We start from the raw sequence: 21108 nt of genomic DNA on the forward strand, positions 1-21108 counted from the left end.
AACTGTTTTCAGCAAATTATTCAAATGAGCGGTTTAAATTTGCCATTTCAATGGCAGAAACAGCACAATCTACACCTTTGTTGCCCGCTTTTGTGCCGGCACGCTCGATAGCCTGTTCGATGTTTTCAGTTGTTACAATTCCAAAGATGACAGGTACACCAGTAGTGTTTGCTGCTTGCGCGATGCCTTTTGCAGCTTCATTGCAGACATAATCGTAATGTGTCGTTGCGCCTCTGATGACAGTGCCCAATGTGATAATAGCATCATATTTTTTTGTTTCCGCCATTTTTTTCGCAGCAAACGGTATTTCAAATGCGCCTGGAACCCAAGCCACATCAATGTCATTTGTGTCTACGCCATGTCTGAGCAGCGCATCTTCTGCTCCGCTCAGCAGCTTGCTCGTAATAAAATCATTAAATCTTCCTACTACGATTCCGATTTTAAGACCTGTACCAACTAAATTTCCTTGTATGATATTCATATGATTCCCATCCTTTTTTGTGATATTTGTGATTAGAAATGAAGTAAATGACCTAGCTTGTTCATTTTGGTTTGCAAATATTTTTTATTGTGCTCTTTCGCCTCCATTTGAAGCGGCACTCTTTCTGAAATACTGAGTCCGTAGCCTTCAAGGCCTGCGATTTTTCGCGGATTATTCGTCAAAAGCTTCATATTCCGGACACCGAGGTCGCGTAAAATTTGTGCTCCGATGCCATAGTTGCGAAGATCCGGCAAGAATCCAAGCGCCTCATTGGCTTCTACGGTGTCATAACCTTGTTCCTGAAGCTTATAAGCTTTTAATTTATTGATTAAACCGATGCCTCGTCCTTCTTGGCGCAAGTACAGAAGCACTCCACGGCCTTCTGCGGCAATTTGGTTCAGCGCGGCGTGCAGCTGCGGTCCGCAGTCACAGCGATGAGAGCCAAACACGTCACCTGTGAGACATTCTGAATGCACCCGGACCAATACCGGTTCTTCTCCGAACGGCACATCTCCCATCACAAATGCGACATGCTCTTTTCCATCTACCTCATTTGTGTATCCATAAACCTTAAATGTCCCAAAATCAGTAGGCAGCGTAATGTCAACTTCACGCTCGACAAGTGTTGTCAGATTGTAACGGTATTGAATCAAATCCTTAATGGTGATCATTTTTAATTGATGCTTTTTCGCAATTTCAATGAGCTCAGGCACTCTCGCCATCGTTCCGTCTTCATTCATAATTTCACAAATGACGCCGGCTCCTGGAGATCCGCAGGCTTCAGCAAGATCAACAGCAGCTTCTGTATGGCCCGCTCTTTTCAGGACACCTCCTTTTTTCGCAATCAGCGGAAAAATGTGCCCCGGACGCTGAAAATCAGATGGCACGGATGTGCTGTCCAGCAATGCTTGAACGGTAAAAGATCTTTCTTGAGCGCTGATACCTGTTTTCGTTTCACGATGGTCTATGCTTACAGTAAATGCAGTGTGGTGAGAATCTGTATTATGCTCCACCATAGGGTGAAGATCAAGCCTGTCTGCGATTTCCTCACTGAGCGGCGTGCAGATCAGTCCTCTCCCATGTGTCGCCATAAAGTTAATGACTTCCGGCGTTGCATGCTCGGCAAGAGCCACAAAGTCTCCTTCATTTTCTCTGTCTTCATCATCTACAACGATGATGACTTCGCCTTTTTTTAAAGCGTCCAGTGCTTCTTCTATCGGATGAAACATGCAAATCTTCCTCTCTAAAAGCCGTTTTCGCTTAAGAAGGCTTTTGTAATGGTTTGTTGGGTCTTATTTTCATTGGCTTTATGCAAAAATCGATACATATATTTTCCGATCATATCGCATTCGATATTCACTTTAGAGCCGATCGTTTTTTCTGAAAAGATCGTTTCGCTGATTGTATGCGGTATTAAGGAGATCGTCACTGTGTCTTCTGTCAGGCCGAATATGGTTAAGCTCACGCCATCCACAGTAATTGATCCCTTTAAAACCAATGTTTTTGTTAATGACGGGTCCAGTTTTAAATCATAGTAAACTGCGTTGCTTTTCTCTTCAATTCGTGTGATTTCCGCAGTTCCGTCGACATGGCCTGAGACGAAATGGCCTCCGAAACGGCCGTTTGCCGCCATTGCTCTTTCCAGATTTACTTTGCTTCCTTTTGTTAAATCATTCAGTGACGTAGCTTTGACTGTTTCAGGCATAACATCCACTGTGAATTGATTTTTTGTAAAATCAGTGACAGTCAGACAAATGCCGTTCACTGCAATGCTGTCGCCAAGATGAACATCCTCTAAAATCTTTGAGCATTTAATTGTTAAGGCCATTGAATGCCCTGCTTTTTTCATGGATTCGATTGTGCCTGTTTCTTCGATAATTCCTGTAAACATGGTCACCATCCTATTCCTTTGTCGGTTTTGCCGTCAGTTTGATATCACGGCCGATTTGGGTTATATCAGTGAATTGTAATAAGGGGACATCTTTCATTGATTGAAAACCTTCACCGGAGATTAAGCTGGGAGCATGCGTTCCTCCGATTAGTTTAGGGGCAAAATAGAAGATGATTTCTTGAAAACAGCCTTCTTTGACAAAGCTTCCGTGAACAGCTGAACCGCCTTCCACATACACCGACATGATGCCTTCTTCCGCTAGGATCTTCAAAACATCAGGAATTTGAATGCGCTCGGTTTCAAGTGTAAATATGTTCACTCCGAAAGCTGAAAGCCGTTTTTTCTTTTCCTCGTCTGCGCGTGCCGTCGTAAAAATCCATGTCGGCGCTATTTGATCGCAAATCACTTTAGCGTCCTCAGGAATCGAGAGTACGGTATCAAGTATGACCCGAACCGGCTGTTTTGTTACATTCGGCAGTCTGCAGGTTAAGCTCGGATTGTCGGCTTTCACTGTGCCAACTCCGACTAAAATGCTTTGGTGTGTTTTCCTGTATTGCTGAGCATCCTGTCTTGCAGCCTCTGACGTGATCCATTTGCTGTCACCCGTGCTGGTAGCTATCTTGCCGTCAAGGCTGGCAGCCGCTTTTAGCGTGACGTACGGAAGGCCTGTCCTCATAAAGTGCAGAAATTTTTCATTCAGCCTCTCCGCCTGGTCTGCCAGGATGCCTTCCCTTACCTCAATGCCGGCTTCTTTCATCATGCTGATCCCTCTTCCAGCCACAAGCGGATTAGGATCTCTCATCGCTACGAACACTCTTTTGATGCCAGAGTTGATAATCAATTCTGCACATGGCGGTGTTTTTCCGTAATGGCTGCACGGTTCGAGTGTAACGTAAATGTCGGCACCCTCTGCATGTGCTCCAGCCATATGGATGGCATGAACTTCTGCATGAGCTTCACCATATTTTAAATGGGCGCCCATTCCGACAATTTGTCCGTCCTTTACGACAGCAGCGCCGACGAGCGGATTGGATTCGGTCTGTCCTTCGCCCTGCTTCGCAAGATCTAATGCCAGCTTCATATAATACTCTTCCATTTGGTTCCCTCCCCTCTTTTGTTATTTACCGTCAAAAAAGCCCCGAATTTATAAAAAATCCGGGGCTTTAGGTATTTTACGCAATAGGAAATAACACTATGCATTTTTGAACCATTTGCATAGCGGTTCATCATCCTTCTCCCATCCAGACTTTCACTGTCGGCTTCAGCTTAAACTGAATCCACCGCGTGCTCATGCACACGGGTCACGGGCTCTAAAGCAAATGTGCTTTACTACCGCCGGTCGGGATTTCCACCCTGCCCCGAAGGATACAATCTTTATTCATTTGTCCTTATTGGCTATTATAGCGATCCTTTTTAAAGTACGCAATGAAATAAACTTACAATTTGAGAAAAACAAAACATCACCCTTCGATCCGAAAGGTGATGTTTTGTTAATCATTCACTTTTGCAACCTTGATTAATCCGTCGATCCGCTTTGATTTGCTGAAGTAAGCCTTAATCTTGTCACCTTCTTTTATATCAGATAAATCCTGATTTAATTTTTTTCCGTTGAAGATGATTTTCGTTCCGTTTTCTGCTACTCCATGATACTCTGAGCCGTCAATTTTCGTCACTTTATATTCCTGGATGGTGTATTCCTCTTCTTCCGAGGACAAGGTTTGTCCAATTGCTGTCGGAACATCCTTCAGCTCAACATCATTTATGTACATATAACCGCCTGCAAGTAAAAGCAAAAGCACTAACAGAATGGTAATCTTGGTTTTTATTCTTCCCATTTCTAAACCTCCAGCCAATATGAATCTATTCATTCATATGAGTTATTCCTTTTTTTCATGAATAAAAAACCGTAAATTCTCGTAAATTATTAATATAACGATGCATAACGGGAATATGTTTCACATTTCTGCAAAAATTTCTTTTCTATAGATATACGAATTTATGTTCTGTTTTTAGGGGATGACCGTAAAAAAGATATAAAAAAAGCAGCCCCAATGGGAAACTGCTTGATCCTAATTTGTTTTGCGCATTTCGTTAAACGGGTAGAAAACAAACTTTGATGTACCCGCAATTTGTTTTTTCGTGAAGAGGCCAAGTCCGTTACGGCTGTCCGTGGAATTCCGACGATTGTCACCCATCACAAAATACTTGTTATCAGGCACTTTAACCGGGCCGAAATCATCGGTCAAATGTTTACCGTCCTGTTTCGCTATCTTTTTATTAGCTGCCAAATAAGGTTCGTCCACCTTTTTCCCGTTAATATAGAGCTGGTCATTTTTCATCTCAACCGTATCGCCGGGAAGGCCGATAATACGTTTGACATAGTGAACATCATCTCCGTTTAACACGACGATGTCTCCTCTATCAAACTCGCCGATGTATTTGACTGTCATATTAACAAAGACCCTTTCACGATCGTGAAGTGTAGGTTCCATGGATTCACCGTCAACGACATACGGCGCAAAAATAAAGTTGCGGATGAGCAAAGCAAGAACGACAGCAATCACAATTGCTTTTGCCCATTCTAATATTGATTTTTTCTTCGAAACTTTTTCTGATTTCAACTGATTTCCTCCAATAAACAACGGTCTTCAATTTATGTTATCACGAATCGAAAAAAAATCCCATTAGGACCATTGAAGTGATTTTACAAACACATCTTCTACCCACATCATGCCTATTTTTCTTGTCGATCATAACTAAGCCTGCAAATATTGAAAGAAATGAATCGCATAATTCAGAAGCGATGGACTCAGAAGAAAGAGAGTTCTCATATGCTAAATCTTTAGATCGTATATAAGGCATGAGGTTACGAACAGTTTGTTCATTTATCTCCCAGTCCATGATATCCATGGCACTTGACAAAACAATTCACATCAAGAAGGTTACTGGAATGTTTGCGGCAATCTATTTCACAGGTGATAACCGCACCCCGTTTTTTGCTTTCATAATATGTTTAAAATCATTCAAGCTCGAAAACATGGATCAGCCTCCAAAAAATAAATCCAATATATTCCCGGCAGTTGAAGACTCTTTATTATAAAACTCTGAATATCCGCAGTTCTTACAGTAAACCACTAGAAATCGGTTATGCTGCACGTCAAACAGCTTTGATAATCCCGTGCCGGTTGTGGCTATTTCTTTTTGTCCGGCTTCTGTACTGCCGCATTTTATACAGCCTTTGTTGTCCATATCGCGATCTCCTTTTCATTACATCACGTTTGTTTGATTTATTTTACTACAAAATATCAATCCCAATGAACAGGCATCTCCTAAATATTTTTGCCATTAAGTTTACGCTAATCAACTCTAGCACTAATACATATAAAAAATAGAATGATATGAAAGGAGACTTGATAGTATGATTGATTATCCTATTAATATAAACAACGTTTCCGGGAACAGTGTAATTAACGTAGGCGGCGCTTTTATGATCAGGCCTTTAACTTTGTCCAAATCTGTGTTTGGCTCCGGAGGTTTAAACACAGGAATTGTCTTTGAAAATAACTTTGTAAGCAAGGCTAAAATGATTAATCATCAATTTACTGATCAGAACGTCACCAAAACTTTTTAATGTATTCAATACACGGGGGTCACTAACTAAACACCTGGTTTTACCAACCGCCATCAGCACTCGGCGGTTTTTTATTGAACATTTTTACCCAATAAAAAAGCCCCCTCTATATGAGGAAGCCTTTTGCCTGCCAATTAGCCTTCAACGCGAACTTCTTTCATGACGTCGCCGTTAGACATGTTTTTTGCGAATTCTAATCCGCTTGTTACTTTACCGAACACAGTGTGAACACCGTTCAAATGAGGCTGTGGCTCATGAACGATGAAAAATTGGCTGCCGCCAGTGTCTTTTCCGGCATGTGCCATAGAAAGTGCGCCCGCCTCATGTGTATGCGGGTTTCCTTCTGTTTCACATTTGATTGTGTATCCCGGACCGCCAGTACCAGTTCCGTGCGGGCAGCCGCCTTGGCTGACGAAGCCAGGAATCACTCGGTGGAATGTAAGCCCGTCATAAAAGCCTTCGTTCGCAAGCTTTTCAAAGTTTGCAACAGTTCCAGGTGCAGCTTCAGGATAAAGTTCAAATTCAATTTTGTTCCCGTCTTCTAATAAAAAGTAACCTGTTTTCAATTGTATGCCTACTTTCTTTATTTTAATTTTCAAAGGAGATTATGTATGATAGGTTATGGCCTGTCTCTCCTTGTCGCGGCTATTATACCACACCTTTCGGGGGAAAACGAATCTCCCGGCTTTACTAAAAAATAAAAATGAAACCTGAATCTCTTTATCTCCGTCTAACCTAACGGAACTGTATTTTTCATGATTCAGGTCCTCACAAAGCAGCACTATCCAGCTGCTTGTGAAATTGAAGGAGGTCAAACTGCTTTGAAGAAAATTTGGATTGGAATGCTGGCAGCGGCCGTTTTGCTGCTGACGGTTCCGAAGGTCAGTCTCGCGGATGCCGCAGTTGGAGATGTCATTGTAACACTGGGTGCTGATTTGTCAGAATCCGACAAACAAAAAGTGCTTGATGAAATGAATGTCCCTGATAATGCCACAACGGTAACCGTGACCAATAAGGAAGAACATGAATATTTAGGAAAATATATATCGAACGCGCAAATCGGATCGAGAGCGATTTCTTCATCGTCAATCACCATTGCCAAAAAAGGCTCCGGATTGAATGTTGAGACCCATAATATCAGCGGCATCACAGATGAAATGTACCTGAATGCACTGATGACAGCCGGTGTTAAAGATGCGAAGGTGTATGTTACAGCACCGTTTGAAGTATCCGGGACTGCCGCTTTAACTGGATTGATTAAGGCTTATGAAGTTTCTTCTGACGAAGCGATCTCGGAGGATGTTAAGCAAGTCGCCAACCAAGAGCTTGTCACGACATCAGAGCTTGGAGACAAAATCGGTAACGAAAATGCGGCAGCCCTGATTGCAAAAATCAAAGAAGAGTTTGCTAAAAACGGGGTGCCTGATAATAAAGCTGACATCGAAAAACAAGTGGATGACGCAGCTTCTGATTTAAACGTCACACTTACAGACAGCCAAAAGAATCAGCTTGTCTCCCTATTCAATAAGATGAAAAACGCTGACATTGACTGGGGACAGGTCAGTGACCAGCTAGATAAAGCGAAAGATAAGATTACGAAATTCATAGAATCAGATGAAGGCAAAAACTTCATCCAGAAAGTCATTGATTTCTTCGTATCTATCTGGAATGCGATTGTATCTATATTCAAATAGGAAAAGCGCCGAAAAATCGGCGCTTTCTTTTATTGCTTTACACCCGTTTTAAATGGCAGATCAAGTTTTACAATATCTTCGTATGTTTCTCGCTTCACGACTAAATGAGCCTCACCGTTTTCGACAAATACAACGGCGGGTCTCGGAATACGGTTATAATTGTTGGCCATGCTGTATCCATAAGCGCCTGTACAAAAAACGGCAAGAAGATCGCCTTCTTTTACTTCCGGCAGGTCAATATCCCAAATCAGCATATCTCCGCTTTCACAGCACTTTCCGGCAATTGATACCGTTTTGTCATGCGCTTCTCCGATCCTGTTGGCTGCCGCAGCTTCATATTTAGCTTGGTAAAGCGCAGGACGAATATTGTCGTTCATGCCTCCGTCTACAGCCACATATTGGCGGACACCCGGCACTTCTTTTTGAGAGCCAACCGTATAAAGAGTTGTGCCTGCGTCTCCCACGAGAGAACGGCCCGGTTCGATCCAAATTTCCGGAATGTCAAAACCGTAACGGGAAGCATTTTCTTTCACAGCTTCGATAATTTTTTCAACGTATTCAGTGGCATGAAGCGGTTCATCATCTTCCGTATAACGAATGCCGAAACCTCCTCCAAGATTCAGCACCTTGGATACAAATGAATATGAATCTCTCCACTCGTCTAGTTTTTTGAAGATTTTTTCCGCTGCTAACACAAAACCGGCCGTATCAAAGATTTGCGAGCCGATATGGCAATGGACACCCAGCAGCTGAATGTGTTCCGATTGTAATACTTGTTCAATGGCCCGTTCAGTTTGTCCGTTATGAAGATCGAAACCAAACTTTGAATCTTCCTGGCCCGTTGTAATGTAGTCATGCGTATGCGCTTCTACTCCGGGCGTGATCCGAAGAAGAACATCGATGGAGTGACCCGTTTCTTTACATAGGTCTTCAAGAAGCGCAATTTCATAGAAATTATCCACCACAATGCAGCCGATGCGGTGCTCAAGCGCCATGCGCAGTTCTTCCCTGCTCTTATTGTTTCCATGAAAGTGGATGCGTTCTGCCGGAAAGCCTGCCGCAACAGCCGTATATAGCTCTCCTCCGGATACGACATCTAAAGAAAGTCCCTCTTCCTCAGCGAGCTGAATCATTGCGACTGATGAGAATGCTTTGCTCGCATATGCCACCTGTGCTTTCAGCCCTGCAGAAATAAACGCCTGTTTAAAGCTTTTAGCACGCTCACGTATTAAAGCCACATCATATACGTAAAGAGGTGTACCATATTTCTCCGCTAAATAGAGAGCATCCACACCTCCGATTTCTAAATGACCATGTTGATTTTGTCTGCTTGTGCCGTGTAAGAACAATGTCATTCCCTCTTTCTCCGCTTATGGATGAAAGGACAGTTTTATGGACTGTCCCTTCATAATTAAGACATACATTATCATACTCTTCAGTCAGTTTCAATGCGATTATGAATTGGTAGGCTGCCTTAAGCGATTTTTGGGGTGAACGATACTGGGTCTTACTTTTGCGCCAGGTTTCGCTGTGCGGACAAGAACCTGCCACAGCGCCTTTCCGTTAAAGGGAATCAGCGGCCATAAGTACGGTGTCTGAAGGGATTTGATGCTTGCCATGGCAATAATTAGCACTGTAAATCCGATGACGAGCCCTTTTATATGAAATAAGGCAACGAGTATCATGAGGACAAGACGGCTCATTTTGTTTGCCAAGCTTAATTCATAACTAGGTGTCGTAAAGGTTCCAATCGCCGCAAGTGAGACGTACAGGATCACCTCAGGAGAAAAAAGGCCGACCTCAATCGCAATCTGCCCGATCAGAACAGCGGCAATTAAACCCATTGCTGTCGATAAAGCCGTCGGGGTGTGAATGGCAGCCATTCTGAGAAACTCGATTCCTAAGTCAGCTAAAAATATCTGCAGGATGATCGGGATATGCGTATCTTTATTTAAACCGATAAATTTCATGTTGTCCGGGAGCAGATCAGGCTGAAGCACAAAGAGAAACCAGATCGGAAGAAATAAAGTAGAAGCAAGAATACCGAAAAATCTTACCCATCTTAAAAAGGTCCCGACTGAAGGCGCCTGCCTATATTCTTCAGCATGCTGCACATGGTGAAATAAAGTCGTCGGGGTAATGATCACACTCGGCGATGTGTCCACTATAATGATAACATGGCCTTCTAGAACATGATTTGCGGCCACATCCGGTCTTTCTGTATAGCGCACGAGCGGAAAAGGATTATAGCTTTGATTAACAATGAATTCCTCGACAGTTTTGTCTGCCATTGTTAATCCATCGACATCAATGGATGCAATTTCTTTTTCTACGATCTCAACCAGATCCGGATCAGCTATATCTTCTATATAACAAATGCTTAAATCCGTCTTTGACCGCTCACCAACTTTAGTCATCTTGACTCGAAGGCGCTCGTCTCTGATCCGCCTTCTGAGAAGGGCCGTATTGACGACGATATTTTCAACAAATCCGTCTCTGGCTCCCCTGACCACCTTTTCCGTATCAGGTTCTTCCGGGTTTCTGCCCGGATAGCTTCTGACGTCAATTATAAATGCGAAGCCTGCACCTTCAACAATGACAGCGACGAGCCCGGACAGCACTTGGTCGGTGGTTTCATCCAAGGTTTTTACTTTTTCGACCTGGGCGTTAAGCAGCCTGTTTTCGACGATGTCGACCAGCTCATCAGGGTCTTCTTTCCGATTGTTAATGGCAACAAGCTCTCTCATTAAATGAATAATATAGGCTGTATCGCATAATCCATTTAGATAGTAAAGCTGGATCTCTTTATCTAAAATCGTGAGCTTGCGAACACCTACATCATAGCTCGTCCCCATCCCGACACGGTTTTTGAAATACTCTTCATTTTTAGCTGGATTCCGATAAACCCGAATTTTCTCTTCCTTGTGGTCCGGCATGATACCCGCTCCTTTCTAAAATAAACTCGACCGCTTTCATGGTGATTGGCGACCCTTTTGAGATATCGTCTTTTCTGCCCATTTTGCCGATATCCCCGATACCGACAATAAGCGGGAGATCAAGTTTATCAAGGCAATAGACTGTATCTCCACTCATTCTGTGGTCATCAAATTCCCTTTCCCCGACTTTATCGACGCCGTATTCAGTTATTTCTCCATTGCGGTCAATGCTTACATCGACCCTGGTCCATTCAGCCTGATGTGTTTTTGACGCGACCGCAATCACACCGAGCACTTCAATAGACGGATGGGTTGCGACATAGGTTAGAGCGGCTTCTCCCGGACCCTCTCCTTGAAGGCCGGAGTCGTCAAACATGACAAATACAGGATCATACGGTGCTGAGGCGATCAGCTTGACAAGCTCGGCGCCGCTGCGGGTGGAAGGATTCCCTTTTGATTGTGAAATGCATCGGCCTCCCACTTTGCTTGCGGCATATTCAATTGTTTTAGCGGCATAAACATCCCCGTCTGTTACCAGTATGACCTTGCGTTTTGTCGTCATGTCGGCATTATCCTTTCGGTTTGAAAATAACAGCTACGATAAAGGCGAAAAGAATAGCGGCTGAGATACCGGCCGAGGTCAGCTCAAAAATCCCCATGCCGATTCCGATAAATCCGTGTATATGCGCCTGATGCATGGCGCCGTGCAGAAGACTGTGACCGAAGCTGACGATCGGAACGGTGGCGCCTCCTCCGGCAAATTCAATAAATTTATCGTAAATGCCGAAACCATCTAATATTGCACCGATTACAACAAATGATGTCATGACATGAGCTGGCGTCAATTTAAAAATATCCAAGAGCAGCTGGCCGACGATACAAATGGCCCCGCCGCAGACAAAAGCCAAAAGGTAGTCCATATTAAGATGCACCTCCTGCACGCTCAAATACAACCCCGTGGGCGATAGTCGGGATGGTTTCTTTTTGCTGGATCATCGTCGGGCTTAATAGCGCCCCGGTCGCCACGACAAATACACGGTTTAGTTTTCCTTCTCTCAGCTGCTTAAAAATATGAGAGTAGGTGACAACCGCTGAACAAGCACAGCCGCTCCCCCCGGCAAAGACCTGCTGATCCGGAGTGTAAATCAGAAGCCCGCAATCATCATGCTTTGTGCCGACTGGATATCCATCTTCTTTTAAAATGTCTTTTACGATTGGAGAACCGACGCCTGACAGGTCACCTGTCAGGATTAGATCATAGTCATCCGCTGTCCGGTTGAGATCTTTAAAGTGCTGCTTAATCGTATCAGCTGCAGCCGGAGCCATAGCCGATCCCATATCAAAAGGATCTGTAATTCCTAAATCAGAAACCTTCCCGACAGTCGCACTTGTGATTTGGATATCACCCGGTGTCTGACTGATGACAACTGCACCGCTTCCGGTTACAGTGGAGGTAGCAGTGTCCGGTTTTTGGCCTCCGTATTCTGTCGGATAGCGAAACTGTCTTTCCGCAGTTGCATTGTGACTGCTAGTGGCAGCGAGTGCCCTTTTGGCAAACCCGCCATCAACTAAGGCTGATGCGACAGCCACTGTTTCCATTGATGTTGAACAGGCGCCAAACATACAAAGAAATGGGATTTTCAAGTGTCTTGCCACATAGTTAGCCGTCACGTTTTGGTTCAGCAAGTCGCCTGCCAGCAATAGGTCAATATCATCTTTTGTCAGATTGTTTTTTTGAAGTGCAACATTAACAGCGTCTTCCATCAGCTGCCGTTCCGCCATTTCCCAGCTTTTTTGATTACAATGCATTTCGTCATAGGTTTTATCAAATAAAGAGCCGAGCGGCCCGTCTTTTTCCTTTGGTCCTGCTGCCGTTCCCGCTGAGTTGACAAATATGGGATGTTCAAATACCCAGGTTTGCTTTCCTGTTAATTTCATTTTCTTCTCCTCCTATGACATCAATTTCTCAAAAGCAAACCGAATCATTCCAACGATGTATGCAGCTACAACTCCGAAAACAATAACATTTCCTGCCAGTTTAAACATATTTGTCGCTACTCCAAGCACTAATCCTTCGCTTTTATATTCAAGAGCCGCGCTTGCCATACTGTTGGCAAAACCTGTGACAGGTACGGCTGAACCTGCGCCTGCGAATTGTCCGATTCTGTCATAGATGCCAAGCCCTGTAAGCAGGGCAGAAATTAATATCAGCGTTGCAGCTGTTGGATTCCCCGCAGTTTTTTCATTGAAATCAAAAAAATGGATATAAAAATTTTGCAGACCTTGCCCGATTGCACAAATCAGTCCGCCCACTAAAAAGGCTTTTACACAGTTCCAGACGTAAGGCGGCTTAGGCTGATATGTTTTCACTTTTGATTTGTAATTTTCTTTTATGTTTGTCATCTTGAAACCTCCTTATGAATGGTCAATAAAGTACAGCCAGTGAAATAAAGATCCCGCGATTTTCCCAATCACGATGGCCATTAATAAAATAATGATTTTACTTCTGAGCCCGATTCGTTTCGCCAAAATCGGCAGGACATTTAAAACCTCTGTAAGAGCAGCCGCTAGCATCCCGACGAACAAACCTGCCAGAAGCCCGACCGGCACAGCTATCCATTTTGTTAGATAAAGATGATTCATATGAAGCGTCTCCCATCCCCCGCAAACCGCGCCAAGAATAACAGCCGCTTCATAAGCCTGAACAAATCTCATTGTTTTGGTGAGCTGCATCAGCCGCGGAATGATTCCCATTACGGTTAAAAAAGCAACGAAACCCGCCCCCACCGTTATGCCTCCGCCGAGCCCGACAAAAATGATGAACAATACACTAACGATCATGCAGATCCTTTATGGTTTCTTGATTCTCATGCATGGCCACATATTGATCGAGATCAAGCTGATAGTTAAACATCTCAACCTCCAGCGGGCTGGGCTCTTCATTTAGGCGCTTTTTAAATATGTGGTTAAAAAACACGATCATCCCCAGTCCCAAACCGATGCTGTATGGGATTTGAAGCAAATATGGATAATCATTCCTCTCTCCGGTTATGATTTCATATAGTGCGATATGAACATCTCTCATGCTTACATCCTCATGAAAGTTCATGATGGCAAGACACGATCCAATAAACAGAAGCAGCCAGACACCGATAAATAGAACCGTTGATAAATTTCGCTTTCGATACTGAATTTCAACAATGGTTTCTGCTCCGCCTACGGTTTGAACATCAAGTGTCGGGTCTTGTAAATGAATGGCTCTGAGGACTTGTATGATATCCAGAATTACGATATTTTTATCTTTTTCGCTCACCTGATAAAGCGGCATAGCCGAAAGTTTCTTTTTCAGCTGAAGCTGCCCTTCTATTTGCGCGGCATCTCCAACGGTAATAATATCCCCTGGATGTGCCAGCACCCGGTGGCGAAGCCGGATAAATATTCGTCGTTCCATCATTGATCACCATCTTTCGGTGGTTATATATGTAGTATGTGGTTCGATTTTGTTCTCATTCATCCGCTCGAAAAGACCATAAATTACCACGCTTTTGCACATAAAAAAGCTAGCCTGCACTGCAGACTAGCCATCCGTATGATCCATTTGAACCTTGATCTGTTTTAATATTTTCTTTTCAAGCCTGGAAACCTGCACCTGAGAGATCCCGAGCCGCTCAGCCACCTCGGACTGTGTCTGGTCTTTATAATATCTGAGATAGACGATTAGTTTTTCCCTTTCCTCCAAATCGCTGATCGCTTCTTTCAGCGCAATTTTGTCAAACCATTTTTCTTCTGAGTTGTCAGCGATTTGATCAAGCAGGGTAATCGGATCTCCGTCATTTTCATAAACGGTTTCGTGAATCGAAGATGGAGCCCTTACCGCCTCTTGGGCCAGTACAACATCCTCAGCTTCAATCTCCAAATGGTCAGCGATCTCCTGCACCGTCGGCACTCTGCCCAGTGTTTTCGAAAGCTCATCCTTCGCGCGCCGGATTTTGTTTCCAAGCTCTTTTAATGACCTTGATACCTTTACGGTTCCGTCATCACGGATAAATCGTTGGATTTCTCCGATAATCATCGGCACTGCATACGTTGAAAAACGCACATCATAGGTTAAATCAAATTTGTCAACAGATTTTAACAGCCCGATGCAGCCGATCTGGAAGAGATCGTCAGGCTCATATCCTCTGTTTAAAAACCGCTGTACGACAGACCAAACAAGACGCATGTTTTTTTCTATGAGGAGGTCTCTTGCCTGCTGGTCGCCATTTTGGCTTTGTTTGATTAATTCCTTTACTTCATGATCCTTCAGCTGAGCGTTTTTGCCGTTTTTCTTAACCTCCACATCCATAACAAATCTCCTTAATTACAAAGCGCTTTGCTTTTTGATAAGTGCTTTGTTAAGCGAATCGTTGTTCCCATTTCAGGCGATGAATCGATACTGACATCATCCATGAAATTTTCCATAATGGTAAAGCCCATTCCAGAGCGCTCAAGCTCAGGCTTAGTCGTAAATAGAGGCTGACGGGCTTCTTCAAGATCTGTAATGCCTAAGCCTTCATCACGAATGGTCATATATACGACATGATCTTCCAGCGTCACTGAAATGTAAACTTTCCCTTCACAGTTCTCTTCATATCCATGGATAATCGCATTCGTGACAGCCTCTGACACGACTGTTTTGATTTCAGTCAGTTCATCCATTGTCGGGTCCAGCTGAGCTATAAATGAAGCAACTGTCACACGGGCGAACGATTCATTCTGACTGAGGGCAGAAAACTCAAGGTGCATTTCATTTTTCATGATGCCACCCCCAGTGTCAGGAGTGCCTGCTGTTCAGATTGTTCAAATCGGATAATTTTAAACAGACCCGACATATCAAACAATCGCTTCACCGCAGGAGAGATAGCGCAAACAACCATTTCTCCGCCAATTTGCTTAATTTGCTTGTATCTTCCTAAAATAACGCCAAGCCCCGAGCTGTCCATAAAGGAGAGGTCCTCCAAGTTCAGCACGATATGGCGAATATCATCCTTCTCCAATGATTGAGTCACTTTTTGCTTCAGGGTTTCAGCCGTATGGTGATCGAGTTCGCCTGTTAATCGAATACAAAGCACAGATTCTTTGACATTCATGTCAATTCCAAGGCTCATGCTCATTCCTCCTTGATATGATCGGATAATGAGTGTTTCGATTTCGACGGAATGAATTCCTTCACCGTGACAAAACTAGTGGTCATTCGGCATAATTACTTAAATTTTGTCCAGTCTCCCATCGTCCGCTTCAAGAATGTGATAAACCCGGCTTTCTTCATATCTTCTTTTGCAGCAACAGGACTTTCAGCGAGTACTTCTCCATCCTTTTTCAGAACAAGAGTGCCAAGCTCTTGGCCTTTTTGAATCGGAGCACTAATATTGTCCTTCATCTTGATTTCTTTTTTCACATCGTTCATATCCTCGCCTTTTTTCGTCAATATTGAAATCGGCTCAGATGTAGTGAGTTCGATCAATTTTTGTTTCCCTTTTTTGACCTTTACTTTTGCTACTGTTTCATTTCGTTTATATAAAGGATGCGTTTCATATTGGCTAAAGGCGAAGTCAAGCATTTTTGTCACTTGCGCGTTTCTTTCTTTAGGCGTGCTCGCTCCGAATACAACCGCTATGGCCCGCATGTTTCCTTTTTTAGCCGAAGCAGTCAGACAATATTTCGCTTCGCCTGTATAGCCTGTTTTTACGCCGTCTACACCAGGATAAAATTTGATAAGGCGATTTGTATTTACAAGCCAAAACTTTTTATCTGTATTTTCACGCAGATAATCTTCATACGTGCCGGTAAACTTCGTAATTGATTCGTATTTCAATAATTCCTTAGCCATGATTGCCATGTCATAAGCAGAGCTGTAGTGTCCTTCCTCGGTCAGTCCTGTTGGGTTTTTAAAGGATGTATTTTTCAATCCCAGCTCTTTTGCTTTTTTATTCATTTTCTTCACAAATTCTTCTTCAGAGCCGGAAATAAATTCAGCCATGGCGACGGAAGCGTCATTTCCCGAAGCGATTGCGATGCCTTTCAGCATTTCTTTGACAGTCATTTCTTCGCCGGGCTCAAGGAAGATCTGTGAGCCGCCCATTGACGCCGCATGCTCGCTTGTACGGACTTTATCACTCATTTTGATTTTGCCTTTATCTAAAGCTTCCATAATCAAAAGCATCGTCATAATTTTCGTCATGCTTGCAGGCGCCAGTCTCTCATTGCTGTTCTTGTTGTAAAGCACTTTTCCCGTGTCACGTTCTATCAGCACCGCAGACTTCGCTTCATGAGCAAGCTCCGATGTACGTTTTCCGTCTTGTTTTGCAAATGCAGACGGTGCAAATGTAAGCAGCATTATACCAATCAACAAAGTGGATAAAAGACGTTTCATCTCAAAAGCCCTCCATTTCATAATCCTTTTTATTTTTTCCAAGCGGGATGGTTTTATACGCCACTGATGGAAAATGTTTCGAATTTTGGGCGTAAAAAAAGACAGCTGTGTGATATCAGACACAGCTGTCTTTTGGTCCTGCATTGATTCATTTTTATTCGTACTGAGCGACGATCGCTTTAACAAGCTTTAAGAATCCAGCTTTTACTTTTTCGGTCACTTCCATAACTTCATCGTGGCTTAAAGGCTGATCCAGAACTCCGGCTGCCGCGTTAGAGATGCAGGAAATGCCAAGAACCCGCATTCCCGCATGATTCGCTACAATGACTTCCGGAACAGTAGACATGCCGACTGCATCAGAGCCCATCGTTCTTAAGAACCGGACTTCTGCCGGTGTTTCGTAAGAAGGTCCTGTCACAGCAGTGTACACGCCTTTTTGAATTGGGATATTAAGGTCTTTCGCAATCTTTTCAGCCAGGCTGGACAGATCTTTGTCATAGGCTGAAGACATATCTGGAAATCTGGCGCCGAAATCTGCTTCGTTTGGCCCGATTAACGGGTTTGTTCCCATAAAGTTGATATGATCGGTAATAATCATTAAGTCTCCCGCACGGAATTCAGTGTTGACACCGCCTGCGGCATTTGTCACGATCAACGCTTCCACACCGAGCGCTTTCATCACGCGTACAGGGAATGTGACTTTCTCCATTGAGTAGCCTTCATAAAAATGAAAGCGGCCCTGCATTGCAATGACGGAAACTCCTTCAAGAGTGCCAAGCACAAGCTGTCCGGCATGCCCTTCAACAGTAGATACCGGGAATTCAGGTATGTCTTCATATTTCAGCTTGACCGGATTTTCGATTTCGTCAGCCAAAATGCCAAGACCTGAGCCTAAAATAAGGCCGATCTTCGGAGATTCCGGCAGGTTTTGTTTAATAAAAGCTGCTGCGCGTTCAATTCTGTCCTTCAAGAAACAGTCCCCCTATTGTAATAAAGATAAAAAGCTTTTCCCGTATTTCGGTTTATTCGTTTGGAAATTATCAGCGATCGTTGCGCCGATATCAGCAAATGTATCTGCAAGCGGCAGCATTTGCGCTTTCTTATGTTTTTTGCTGTAAGCGAGAATCGGCACATACTCGCGTGTATGGTCAGTCCCATGATGAATCGGATCATTGCCATGGTCGGCTGTAATAATTAACAGATCGTCTTCTCTCATTTTTTCAAACACTTCCGGAAGCCGCGCATCAAATTCTTCAAGCGCGCGTCCGTAACCTTCAGGGTCACGGCGGTGTCCGAATAACGCGTCAAAATCAACAAGGTTCGCAAAGCTCAGACCCGTAAAGTCTTCTCCCAGCGTATCGATCACCTTGTCCATTCCGTCCATATTGGAAACCGTTCTGCGTGAAGAAGTAATGCCTTCTCCGTCGTAAATATCAGAGATTTTACCGATTGAAATCACATCTAAGCCGCTGTCTTTCAATTCATTCATGACAGTGCGATCAAACGGTTTAAGGGCATAGTCATGGCGGTTTGGCGTCCGTTTGAATTGACCCGGCTCTCCGACGAACGGCCGTGCAATAATGCGGCCAACCATATATTTCGGATCAAGCGTCAGCTCTCTCGCCGTTTCGCAAATGCGATACAACTCCTCAAGCGGCACAACCTCTTCGTGAGCGGCAATTTGCAGAACAGAGTCAGCAGACGTGTAAACAATTAAAGCCCCTGTCTCCATGTGCTCCTGGCCAAGTTCATCCAAAATCGCTGTGCCGGAAGCCGGCTTGTTTCCAATAATTTTGCGTCCAGATCTCTTTTCAAGTTCTTGAAGCAATTCATCAGGAAAGCCTTCCGGGAACACTTTAAACGGTTTATCAATGTATAAACCCATAATCTCCCAATGGCCAGTCATCGTATCTTTTCCGTTTGACGCTTCTTGCATTTTTCCATAATAGGCAAGCGGATGTTCTGTTTTTTCTACACCTTTGATATCTTCGATAAGACCAAGGCCGAGCTTTGCCATATTCGGCATATGTAATCCGTTCATATGCTCGGCAATATGACCGAGCGTATGAGCGCCTTCGTCATTAAAGTCAGCGGCATCCGGCGCTTCGCCGATTCCGACTGAGTCCATCACAATTAAAAACACACGATTATATTTGTATGCAGGCATCTTGAAAGCCTCCTTTTTTTCTATACGTCTATTGTATCGCTAAGAGGTCTGACAACTCAAGTATAAACCGTTTTCATTCCCGTTGACAATGTATTTGGAAATAATGAGAAACTTCAATATTTTCTGTCGCTCTAAACAAAAAAGCCGCAGCCACCTGCGGCTATGCTCGCGGATGAAACTGCTTGTACACATCCTTCAGCCTTGTTTTCGTCACATGCGTATATATTTGCGTCGTGGATATATCCGCATGACCAAGCATTTCCTGCACCGCTCTTAAATCTGCCCCGTTCTCAAGCAGATGCGTCGCAAAGGAATGCCTGAGTGTATGTGGAGTCAGCTCTTTCTTAATGCCGGCTTCCAACGCGATTTTTTTCAGGTTCTTCCAAAATCCCTGGCGGCTGATCTGTTTGCCGTGATGATTTAAAAAGAGGGCGTCAGATACATTATTTTTTAACAGTTTTCCCCTGGCTTTTGTCATATATTCCTCAATGGCGGAAGCAGCGGCTTCACCGATTGGCACAATCCGTTCTTTTCTTCCTTTGCCGAAGCATCGGATAAACCCCATAGATAAATGAACATCAGCCGTTTTCAATTCAATCATTTCACTGACTCGTATGCCTGTCGCATAAAGCAGCTCCAGCATTGCTTTATCCCGATATCCGAAAGGGCTCGTCAGCTTAGGCGTGTCCAATAATCGCTCGACTTCATTGAGTGCGAGCACCTTCGGAAGCGCCCGTTCCGTCTTTTGTGTTTCGATATGAACGGAAGGGTCCTTATCCGTTACTTTTTCCCTGAGCAGAAATTGATGAAAAGAGCGAATGGATGCCAAATGCCGCGCCGATGTCTTGCCGGATTTCCCCGAGTCCTTCAAATGCTTTAAGTATTGGATAATATGTATGCGGGTAACGTGATTCCAATCCGTCACATGAAGGGTTTCTGTTAAGTAGAGAGAATAGTTTTTTAAGTCACGTTCATAGGATACGATCGTATTTTGAGAGAGCCCTCTCTCTACCATGACGTAGTGGATGAAATCCTTTATTTGATCTTTCACTCTTGATCTACTCCCCGTTTTGGTAAAAAAAGATCAACCGGTCGAGCCATCCGCCTTTTTCATCCTGATCCATTTCAACAACTTTTACAGCGGAGCCTTCCGGTTTATCATACCGATGATAGTTTTCATACTCTTGATTCACCCATATCATAGCATAATAGAACAAAGCGGTAAAACCGGTAAACAGGATGAAAACTTTCAATGCATCGACAGCTGTTTTCAGGAATCTTCCCATGTCCTAATCGATCCTTTCTCTATTGTTCCAGTTATATAAACCATATGCCAAATCAGAAAGGTTTTATACATAGAAACAGCAAAAAACCCTTTCCCTATGAGAAAAGGTTCGCGCTCGGCACCGTCTATTCAGTTTCTTTTCCGTTACAGCGGTGGCAAATGCCGTGAAACGTCAATCTATGATCTTTAATCTTAAATTTCCAATCACGTTCAATAATTTCTTCCACGTCTTCAAGCAAATCTTCTTCAATTTCATCAACGGCTCCGCACTCCATGCACACCAAGTGGTGATGAAAGTGAGCTGCGCCCTCTTTCCGAAGGTCGTAACGGGACACACCGTCTCCAAAGTTAATTTTATCTACGACTTTTAATTCAGTTAATAATTCAAGCGTACGGTATACTGTAGCGAGACCGATCTCAGGAGATTTCTCTTTTACGAGGAGGTATACATCTTCTGCGCTTAAATGGTCTTCTTCGTTTTCAAGCAGCACTCTTACTGTCGCTTCACGCTGTGGCGTAAGTTTATAGCTGGATGAGTGCAGTTGTTTCTTAATACGATCAATACGGTTTTCCATGTCTTTCCCTCCTACGCCGCATTCCATGACTCATTA

At 43.7% G+C, this 21108-nt stretch carries 28 protein-coding genes and 1 riboswitch; of the genes, 3 read left to right on the forward strand and 25 right to left on the reverse strand.

Annotation, left to right across the window (positions count from 1 at the left end; all coding sequences use genetic code 11):
• Positions 1-16: 16 nt before the first annotated feature.
• The 6 genes from ribH to lepB all read right to left on the reverse strand — a co-directional run bounded on the left by ribH (position 17) and on the right by lepB (position 4993).
• Positions 17-481: a 6,7-dimethyl-8-ribityllumazine synthase gene (gene ribH / locus NSQ16_RS11630; protein WP_003223915.1), complete on the reverse strand. Its 465-nt coding sequence runs from the start codon at positions 479-481 to the stop codon at positions 17-19.
• Between the two features lie 32 nt (positions 482-513).
• On the reverse strand, positions 514-1710 hold the full coding sequence (locus NSQ16_RS11635; protein ID WP_032726065.1) for a bifunctional 3,4-dihydroxy-2-butanone-4-phosphate synthase/GTP cyclohydrolase II: 1197 nt from the start codon (positions 1708-1710) through the stop codon (positions 514-516).
• Positions 1711-1724: 14 nt separating this feature from the next.
• Positions 1725-2372 carry a riboflavin synthase subunit alpha gene (gene ribE / locus NSQ16_RS11640; RefSeq protein WP_029317961.1) on the reverse strand — a complete coding sequence of 216 codons (648 nt, stop codon included), beginning with the start codon at positions 2370-2372 and terminating at the stop codon, positions 1725-1727.
• A gap of 10 nt (positions 2373-2382) precedes the next feature.
• Positions 2383-3468, reverse strand: a complete 1086-nt coding sequence (ribD, locus tag NSQ16_RS11645) for a bifunctional diaminohydroxyphosphoribosylaminopyrimidine deaminase/5-amino-6-(5-phosphoribosylamino)uracil reductase RibD (protein ID WP_230488243.1) — start codon at positions 3466-3468, stop codon at positions 2383-2385.
• 129 nt (positions 3469-3597) lie between these two features.
• A riboswitch (FMN riboswitch) is annotated at positions 3598-3742 on the reverse strand.
• A 120-nt stretch (positions 3743-3862) separates the two neighbouring features.
• The gene (locus tag NSQ16_RS11650; RefSeq protein ID WP_003230488.1) at positions 3863-4207 is read right to left on the reverse strand and encodes a hypothetical protein; all 345 of its coding nucleotides are present in this window, start codon (positions 4205-4207) and stop codon (positions 3863-3865) included.
• Positions 4208-4441: 234 nt separating this feature from the next.
• On the reverse strand, positions 4442-4993 hold the full coding sequence (gene lepB, locus NSQ16_RS11655; protein ID WP_230488244.1) for a signal peptidase I: 552 nt from the start codon (positions 4991-4993) through the stop codon (positions 4442-4444).
• Between the two features lie 239 nt (positions 4994-5232).
• Here lepB and NSQ16_RS11660 point away from each other — a divergent pair, with 239 nt between their 5' ends.
• Positions 5233-5472 carry a hypothetical protein gene (locus tag NSQ16_RS11660; protein ID WP_015251784.1) on the forward strand — a complete coding sequence of 80 codons (240 nt, stop codon included), beginning with the start codon at positions 5233-5235 and terminating at the stop codon, positions 5470-5472.
• On the opposite strand, the gene NSQ16_RS11665 is transcribed toward NSQ16_RS11660, so the two are convergent.
• Complete coding sequence (locus tag NSQ16_RS11665; protein ID WP_003230483.1) at positions 5415-5621, reverse strand: zinc ribbon domain-containing protein; 207 nt, start codon at positions 5619-5621, stop codon at positions 5415-5417. The two genes, NSQ16_RS11660 and NSQ16_RS11665, sit on opposite strands and share 58 nt — an antisense overlap.
• Positions 5622-5790: 169 nt before the next feature.
• On the opposite strand from NSQ16_RS11665, the gene NSQ16_RS11670 reads away from it, so the two are divergent.
• Positions 5791-6003, forward strand: a complete 213-nt coding sequence (locus NSQ16_RS11670; protein ID WP_003230479.1) for a spore germination protein — start codon at positions 5791-5793, stop codon at positions 6001-6003.
• Between the two features lie 134 nt (positions 6004-6137).
• On the opposite strand, the gene NSQ16_RS11675 is transcribed toward NSQ16_RS11670, so the two are convergent.
• The gene (locus NSQ16_RS11675) at positions 6138-6569 is read right to left on the reverse strand and encodes a peptidylprolyl isomerase (protein ID WP_003223931.1); all 432 of its coding nucleotides are present in this window, start codon (positions 6567-6569) and stop codon (positions 6138-6140) included.
• Between the two features lie 255 nt (positions 6570-6824).
• Between NSQ16_RS11675 and NSQ16_RS11680 the strand changes: the two genes are divergently transcribed.
• Entirely contained in the window at positions 6825-7697 is an 873-nt protein-coding gene (locus NSQ16_RS11680; protein WP_014480169.1) for a DUF1002 domain-containing protein, read from the forward strand.
• A 29-nt stretch (positions 7698-7726) separates the two neighbouring features.
• Here NSQ16_RS11680 and lysA read toward each other — a convergent pair whose 3' ends face one another.
• The 17 genes from lysA to fur all read right to left on the reverse strand — a co-directional run bounded on the left by lysA (position 7727) and on the right by fur (position 21072).
• Entirely contained in the window at positions 7727-9046 is a 1320-nt protein-coding gene (gene lysA, locus NSQ16_RS11685; RefSeq protein ID WP_004398851.1) for a diaminopimelate decarboxylase, read from the reverse strand.
• A gap of 105 nt (positions 9047-9151) precedes the next feature.
• Positions 9152-10633: a spore germination protein SpoVAF gene (gene spoVAF, locus NSQ16_RS11690; RefSeq protein ID WP_003230471.1), complete on the reverse strand. Its 1482-nt coding sequence runs from the start codon at positions 10631-10633 to the stop codon at positions 9152-9154.
• Complete coding sequence (spoVAEA, locus tag NSQ16_RS11695) at positions 10584-11195, reverse strand: stage V sporulation protein SpoVABEA (protein ID WP_003230469.1); 612 nt, start codon at positions 11193-11195, stop codon at positions 10584-10586. Before spoVAEA ends, spoVAF begins: the two co-directional genes overlap by 50 nt.
• 7 nt (positions 11196-11202) lie before the next feature.
• Positions 11203-11553, reverse strand: a complete 351-nt coding sequence (gene spoVAE / locus NSQ16_RS11700) for a stage V sporulation protein AE (protein WP_003230467.1) — start codon at positions 11551-11553, stop codon at positions 11203-11205.
• Position 11554: 1 nt separating this feature from the next.
• Positions 11555-12571 (reverse strand): stage V sporulation protein AD, encoded by a 1017-nt coding sequence (gene spoVAD, locus NSQ16_RS11705; protein WP_003230465.1) that lies wholly within the window; start codon positions 12569-12571, stop codon positions 11555-11557.
• 12 nt (positions 12572-12583) lie between these two features.
• Positions 12584-13036, reverse strand: a complete 453-nt coding sequence (spoVAC, locus tag NSQ16_RS11710) for a stage V sporulation protein AC (RefSeq protein ID WP_029726751.1) — start codon at positions 13034-13036, stop codon at positions 12584-12586.
• Positions 13037-13048: 12 nt separating this feature from the next.
• Positions 13049-13474, reverse strand: a complete 426-nt coding sequence (spoVAB, locus tag NSQ16_RS11715) for a stage V sporulation protein SpoVAB (RefSeq protein ID WP_003230463.1) — start codon at positions 13472-13474, stop codon at positions 13049-13051.
• Positions 13464-14084, reverse strand: coding sequence for a stage V sporulation protein SpoVAA (spoVAA, locus tag NSQ16_RS11720; RefSeq protein ID WP_015714205.1), 621 nt, complete (start codon positions 14082-14084; stop codon positions 13464-13466). Before spoVAA ends, spoVAB begins: the two co-directional genes overlap by 11 nt.
• Before the next feature lie 126 nt (positions 14085-14210).
• Complete coding sequence (sigF, locus tag NSQ16_RS11725) at positions 14211-14978, reverse strand: RNA polymerase sporulation sigma factor SigF (RefSeq protein ID WP_003230458.1); 768 nt, start codon at positions 14976-14978, stop codon at positions 14211-14213.
• Between the two features lie 11 nt (positions 14979-14989).
• Complete coding sequence (gene spoIIAB / locus NSQ16_RS11730; protein ID WP_003230452.1) at positions 14990-15430, reverse strand: anti-sigma F factor; 441 nt, start codon at positions 15428-15430, stop codon at positions 14990-14992.
• Positions 15427-15780: an anti-sigma F factor antagonist gene (gene spoIIAA, locus NSQ16_RS11735; protein ID WP_004398633.1), complete on the reverse strand. Its 354-nt coding sequence runs from the start codon at positions 15778-15780 to the stop codon at positions 15427-15429. Before spoIIAA ends, spoIIAB begins: the two co-directional genes overlap by 4 nt.
• Before the next feature lie 95 nt (positions 15781-15875).
• Complete coding sequence (dacF, locus tag NSQ16_RS11740) at positions 15876-17045, reverse strand: D-alanyl-D-alanine carboxypeptidase DacF (RefSeq protein WP_038829775.1); 1170 nt, start codon at positions 17043-17045, stop codon at positions 15876-15878.
• Between the two features lie 154 nt (positions 17046-17199).
• Positions 17200-18015, reverse strand: coding sequence for a purine nucleoside phosphorylase I, inosine and guanosine-specific (locus NSQ16_RS11745; RefSeq protein ID WP_230488245.1), 816 nt, complete (start codon positions 18013-18015; stop codon positions 17200-17202).
• Positions 18016-18027: 12 nt separating this feature from the next.
• Complete coding sequence (gene deoB, locus NSQ16_RS11750; RefSeq protein ID WP_015251776.1) at positions 18028-19212, reverse strand: phosphopentomutase; 1185 nt, start codon at positions 19210-19212, stop codon at positions 18028-18030.
• Between the two features lie 160 nt (positions 19213-19372).
• Positions 19373-20263 (reverse strand): site-specific tyrosine recombinase XerD, encoded by an 891-nt coding sequence (gene xerD, locus NSQ16_RS11755; RefSeq protein WP_033884653.1) that lies wholly within the window; start codon positions 20261-20263, stop codon positions 19373-19375.
• A 7-nt stretch (positions 20264-20270) separates the two neighbouring features.
• The gene (locus NSQ16_RS11760) at positions 20271-20498 is read right to left on the reverse strand and encodes a YqzK family protein (RefSeq protein ID WP_014477240.1); all 228 of its coding nucleotides are present in this window, start codon (positions 20496-20498) and stop codon (positions 20271-20273) included.
• Positions 20499-20622: 124 nt separating this feature from the next.
• Positions 20623-21072 (reverse strand): ferric iron uptake transcriptional regulator, encoded by a 450-nt coding sequence (gene fur, locus NSQ16_RS11765; protein WP_003223972.1) that lies wholly within the window; start codon positions 21070-21072, stop codon positions 20623-20625.
• Positions 21073-21108: the final 36 nt, after the last annotated feature.

This window comes from Bacillus sp. PS108 (assembly GCF_037963335.1).
Lineage (GTDB): Bacteria > Bacillota > Bacilli > Bacillales > Bacillaceae > Bacillus > Bacillus subtilis.

Bases quoted from the DNA above. Each gene is read 5' to 3' on its own strand.
- ribH (WP_003223915.1), bottom strand. From the start codon at position 481: ATGAATATCATACAAGGAAATTTAGTTGGTACAGGTCTTAAAATCGGA.
- NSQ16_RS11635 (WP_032726065.1), bottom strand. From the start codon at position 1,710: ATGTTTCATCCGATAGAAGAAGCACTGGACGCTTTAAAAAAAGGCGAA.
- ribE (WP_029317961.1), bottom strand. From the start codon at position 2,372: ATGTTTACAGGAATTATCGAAGAAACAGGCACAATCGAATCCATGAAA.
- ribD (WP_230488243.1), bottom strand. From the start codon at position 3,468: ATGGAAGAGTATTATATGAAGCTGGCATTAGATCTTGCGAAGCAGGGC.
- NSQ16_RS11650 (WP_003230488.1), bottom strand. From the start codon at position 4,207: ATGGGAAGAATAAAAACCAAGATTACCATTCTGTTAGTGCTTTTGCTT.
- NSQ16_RS11660 (WP_015251784.1), top strand. From the start codon at position 5,233: ATGAGGTTACGAACAGTTTGTTCATTTATCTCCCAGTCCATGATATCC.
- NSQ16_RS11665 (WP_003230483.1), bottom strand. From the start codon at position 5,621: ATGGACAACAAAGGCTGTATAAAATGCGGCAGTACAGAAGCCGGACAA.
- NSQ16_RS11670 (WP_003230479.1), top strand. From the start codon at position 5,791: ATGATTGATTATCCTATTAATATAAACAACGTTTCCGGGAACAGTGTA.
- spoVAF (WP_003230471.1), bottom strand. From the start codon at position 10,633: ATGCCGGACCACAAGGAAGAGAAAATTCGGGTTTATCGGAATCCAGCT.
- spoVAEA (WP_003230469.1), bottom strand. From the start codon at position 11,195: ATGACGACAAAACGCAAGGTCATACTGGTAACAGACGGGGATGTTTAT.
- spoVAE (WP_003230467.1), bottom strand. From the start codon at position 11,553: ATGGACTACCTTTTGGCTTTTGTCTGCGGCGGGGCCATTTGTATCGTC.
- spoVAD (WP_003230465.1), bottom strand. From the start codon at position 12,571: ATGAAATTAACAGGAAAGCAAACCTGGGTATTTGAACATCCCATATTT.
- spoVAC (WP_029726751.1), bottom strand. From the start codon at position 13,036: ATGACAAACATAAAAGAAAATTACAAATCAAAAGTGAAAACATATCAG.
- spoVAB (WP_003230463.1), bottom strand. From the start codon at position 13,474: ATGATCGTTAGTGTATTGTTCATCATTTTTGTCGGGCTCGGCGGAGGC.
- spoVAA (WP_015714205.1), bottom strand. From the start codon at position 14,084: ATGGAACGACGAATATTTATCCGGCTTCGCCACCGGGTGCTGGCACAT.
- sigF (WP_003230458.1), bottom strand. From the start codon at position 14,978: ATGGATGTGGAGGTTAAGAAAAACGGCAAAAACGCTCAGCTGAAGGAT.
- spoIIAB (WP_003230452.1), bottom strand. From the start codon at position 15,430: ATGAAAAATGAAATGCACCTTGAGTTTTCTGCCCTCAGTCAGAATGAA.
- spoIIAA (WP_004398633.1), bottom strand. From the start codon at position 15,780: ATGAGCCTTGGAATTGACATGAATGTCAAAGAATCTGTGCTTTGTATT.
- dacF (WP_038829775.1), bottom strand. From the start codon at position 17,045: ATGAAACGTCTTTTATCCACTTTGTTGATTGGTATAATGCTGCTTACA.
- deoB (WP_015251776.1), bottom strand. From the start codon at position 19,212: ATGCCTGCATACAAATATAATCGTGTGTTTTTAATTGTGATGGACTCA.
- NSQ16_RS11760 (WP_014477240.1), bottom strand. From the start codon at position 20,498: ATGGGAAGATTCCTGAAAACAGCTGTCGATGCATTGAAAGTTTTCATC.
- fur (WP_003223972.1), bottom strand. From the start codon at position 21,072: ATGGAAAACCGTATTGATCGTATTAAGAAACAACTGCACTCATCCAGC.